Annotated in this window: 4 protein-coding genes; 3 read left to right on the top strand and 1 reads right to left on the bottom strand. The window is 75.2% G+C overall.

Annotated elements, in window-relative coordinates; genetic code table 11:
- The 3 genes from AOK11_RS36085 to AOK11_RS36075 all read left to right on the top strand — a co-directional run.
- On the top strand, positions 1-941 hold a 941-nt coding region (locus tag AOK11_RS36085; RefSeq protein ID WP_055597858.1), incomplete at its 5' end, for an oligopeptide:H+ symporter.
- A 300-nt stretch (positions 942-1,241) separates the two neighbouring features.
- Entirely contained in the window at positions 1,242-2,618 is a 1,377-nt protein-coding gene (locus tag AOK11_RS36080; protein ID WP_079035300.1) for a sensor histidine kinase, read from the top strand.
- Positions 2,606-3,268, top strand: coding sequence for a response regulator transcription factor (locus AOK11_RS36075; RefSeq protein ID WP_055597857.1), 663 nt, complete (start codon positions 2,606-2,608; stop codon positions 3,266-3,268). The genes AOK11_RS36080 and AOK11_RS36075 overlap by 13 nt, the downstream gene beginning before the upstream one ends.
- Here AOK11_RS36075 and AOK11_RS36070 read toward each other — a convergent pair.
- A partial coding sequence (locus AOK11_RS36070; RefSeq protein WP_055597856.1) for a MazG-like family protein occupies positions 3,235-3,635 on the bottom strand: 401 nt, incomplete at its 5' end. The two genes, AOK11_RS36075 and AOK11_RS36070, sit on opposite strands and share 34 nt — an antisense overlap.

The following is a 3,635-nucleotide window of genomic DNA, read 5'->3' as shown; positions in this document are numbered from 1 at the left end:
GCGTCAACTGGCACCTGGGCTTCGGCGCCGCCGCGCTCGGCATGGGCCTGGGCCTGCTCCAGTACGTCCGCGGCGCACGCCACTTCGGCACCACGGGCCGGGCGCCGGAACGGTCCGCCACTCCCGCGCAGCGCACGCGTGTGTTCCGCGTGGGCTGCGCCGCCACCGCACTCGTGGTCCTCGTCTACGGCATCGACGCCGCGGCGGGCACGTTCCGGATGGTTCACCTGATGGCGCTGATCGGCCTGCTCTGCGTGGTGCTGCCGGTGGTCTGCTTCTGGCGGCTGCTGCGCAACCCGCTGCTGACCGCCGCCGAACGGGTCCGGGTGCGCACGTACATCTGGCTGTTCCTCGCCTCGGCCGTCTTCTGGGCGCTGTTCCTCCAGAGCGGTTCGGCGTTCGCGCTGTTCGCGAAGCACGCCACCGACCGCGAGGTGTTCGGCCGTACGGTGCCCGCCAGTTGGTTCCAGGCGGCGATCCCGCTGTTCGTCCTCGTCCTGGCGCCGCTGTTCGCCTGGCTGTGGACCCGTGCGGGCGACCGCGTCCCGACGGCGGCCAAGTACGCGGTCGGCATGGGCGCGGTGGCGGCGGCCTACCTGGTGATGGCCGTGGCCGCGACCCTCGTGGCGGACGGCGGCCGGGTGTCGCCGCTGTGGCTGCTGCTGTCCTTCCTGCTGCTGGCCGGGGGCGAGGTGGCCTTCGCCCCGATCGGGATGAGCGCCACCACGGCGATCGCCCCCGCCACCTTCGTCAGCCAGATGGTCGCCCTGTTCTGGCTGTCCGGTGCCCTCGGCGGCGGCATCGGCGGCAACGCCCTGAAGGCCTCCGGCGACCAGGTCCCGGGCTCCGCCTACTTCCTGGTCCTGGGCGCCGTGGCCCTCGTCACCGGCACCGTCCTGTACCTCTGCCGCCGCCCCCTGACCCACCGTCTGGGCGTCTGATCCCGCGCGGCCCACGGCCCACGGCCCACGGCCCGCGGCCCGCGGCTCCGGTCGGGAGGCGGCGACGGGCAGCCCGGTGGTAGTGCGAGTGAGGGGAGCAGGCTGAGCCGGAACCGGTGAACCGGCCCCGCCGCAGCGGCGACGGGGCCGGTCCCGTACCCGCCCTGCGACCCGGTGTCCCCGCGCGCCGCTCGCGGACTCCCCGCGTCCGACCGACGGATGGGCGCGCACAGGACCGCCCGCGCCCCCTATCCTCACTGCTCCGGAAGGTGTGCGCGGGGCAAGGGGCAGGCGGTGCAGATGGGGACGCACGACCCGTCGAACAGGACGACCGACGTCCCGGCGCGCCCGACGCCCGCCCCCACGGCGTCACCGGCGTCGGCCTCCGCGTCGGGGCGGACCTCCGCGCCCGTTTCCGCCGCGTCCGCTTCCGCTTCCGCCGGGTCGGCCTCCGCGTCCGTCGCCGCCCGTGCCCGCGTCGCGCTGGACGCCCTCGAACACCTGGTCGGCGGACTCGGCACCGGCATCCTCGCCCTGGTCGCCCTGCTCTGGCTGGCCGTCACCGCCGTCGCCTGCCTCGTCGGGGTGGGCCTGTTCCTGCTGCCCTCCGCGCTGCACGCGGTGCGCGCCGTCGCCGACCGGGAGCGGGCCCGGCTGTCCCGCTGGGGCCCGGAGATCATCGGCCCGCCGCCGGTCCCGTCCGGGCTGCGCGCCGCCGTCACCGACCGCACGGTCCGGCGCGAAGCGTGCTGGGTGGCCACGCACGGCGTCCTCGGCATGTTCCTCGGCGCGGTCGGGCTGACCCTGCCGCTGAACGCGGCCCACGACCTCGGCTTCCCGCTGTGGTGGCACCTCGTACCGGAGAGCGCGGCCACCGCCGCCGCGGGCTGGTGGCCCGTACGCGACTGGCCCGGCGCGCTCTTCGTCCTGCTGATGGGGATCGGGTGGCTGGCCGTCATCCTGTTGTGGATGCCCGCCCTAGCCCGGCTCCAGGCATGGCCGGGCCGCCGGCTGCTCCGCCCCGACGCCGGCACCGACCTCGTCCTGCGGGTCGCCGAACTCACCGCCACCCGCGCCGCCGCCCTCGACGCCCACGCCACCGAACTCCGGCGCATCGAACGCTCGTTGCACGACGGCACCCAGAACCGACTGGTCGCCGTCACCGTCCTGATCGGCGCCGCCCGCCGGGCCCTGACCCGCGACCCCGCCGACGCCGACGCCGCCCTCGACCGGGCCCAGGACGCCGCCGAGCAGGCGCTCGCCGAACTCCGCGCCGTGGTACGCGGCATCCTCCCGCCGGTCCTGGCCGACCGCAGCCTGCCCGACGCGCTCACCGCGCTCGCCGCCGACTGCCCCGTCCCCTGCGACATCGACGCGGACGTGCCCGGCCGGTGTGCCGTGTCGGTGGAGGCGACCGCGTACTTCGTGGTCGCCGAGGCCCTCACCAACCTCGCCAGGCACAGCGGCGCGAGCCGGGCCACCGTCACCGTCCGGCGCCGTGGCGACCGGCTGTGCCTGACGATCCACGACGACGGCCGCGGCGGTGCGCAGGAGAGCGGCGGATCCGGCCTCACCGGCATCCGCCGGCGCACCGAAGCACACGACGGAACCATGGAGTTGGCCAGCCCCACCGGCGGCCCCACCACCCTGGAAGTGACCCTGCCATGCGGATTGTGATCGCCGAGGACGACGCCCTGCTGCGCGAAGGGCTCGCGCTGCTGCTGCGCGCGGAGTCCCTGGACGTCGTGGCCACGGCGGGGGGCCCCGACGCCTTCCTCGAGGCCGTGGACGCCGAACGGCCCGACGTCGCCATCGTCGACGTCCGTATGCCGCCCACCCACACCGACGAGGGCATCGTCGCCGCGGTGGAGGCCCGGCGGCGCCGCCCCGACCTGGCCGTCCTGGTCCTGTCCGCCTACGTCGAGCAGGCCTTCGCCACCAGTCTCCTGGTCCGGGGCAGCGCCCGGCTCGGCTATCTGCTGAAGGAACGGGTCGGCCGGGTCGAGGAGTTCCTCGGCGCCCTGCACCGGGTGGCGGAGGGCGGCACCGCCATCGACCCCGAGGTGGTCGCCCAACTCCTCACCCGCAGCCGCCCCGACGAGCGGCTGCGACGGCTCACCCCCCGCGAACGCGACGTCCTGGCCCTCATGGCCGAAGGGCTCGGCAACACTGCCATCGCCGAACGCCTCGTCGTCTCCGACGGCGCCGTCCACAAGCACATCCGCAGCATCTTCGCCAAGCTCGACCTGGCCCCCACCGACCGCACCGACCGCAGGGTCGCCGCCGTCCTCCACTACCTGGAGGGCGGCGCCGCCCGGCGTTCCTGACCGGCGGCACCGGCGTCCTGGCCGAGCGAGCGCGCGGCGACCTTCGCCACGTGCCGCGTGAAGACCTCACCGGCGTCGGGAGTGAGGGAGCGCAGGGCGACGAGCGCCGTGAGAGCGACATCGCACAACTCCGCACCGACGTCGTCCCAGGAGTGCGTGGTGCCCTTGCGCGGGTTCTGGCCGGTCGTGCCGATCACCGCCTGGGCGACCTCACCGACCTCCTCGGACAGCTTCAGGACGCGCAGCAGCAGGGCTTCCCGGCCGTCGACCGCGCCGTGGGCGTCCAGCCAGGCGTGCAGTCCGTCGACGGAATCCCAGAGACCGCCGGACGACGGGGAAGGCGGGGCAGAAGAGGAAGGGGCAGAAG

This window comes from Streptomyces hirsutus (assembly GCF_001418415.1).
Taxonomy (GTDB): Bacteria; Actinomycetota; Actinomycetes; order Streptomycetales; family Streptomycetaceae; genus Streptomyces; species Streptomyces hirsutus.
The sequence above is the reverse complement of the archived record's forward strand: the minus strand, read 5'-3'. Positions and strand labels throughout refer to the sequence as shown.

Bases quoted from the DNA above. Each gene is read 5' to 3' on its own strand.
- AOK11_RS36080 (WP_079035300.1), top strand. From the start codon at position 1,242: ATGGGGACGCACGACCCGTCGAACAGGACGACCGACGTCCCGGCGCGC.
- AOK11_RS36075 (WP_055597857.1), top strand. From the start codon at position 2,606: ATGCGGATTGTGATCGCCGAGGACGACGCCCTGCTGCGCGAAGGGCTC.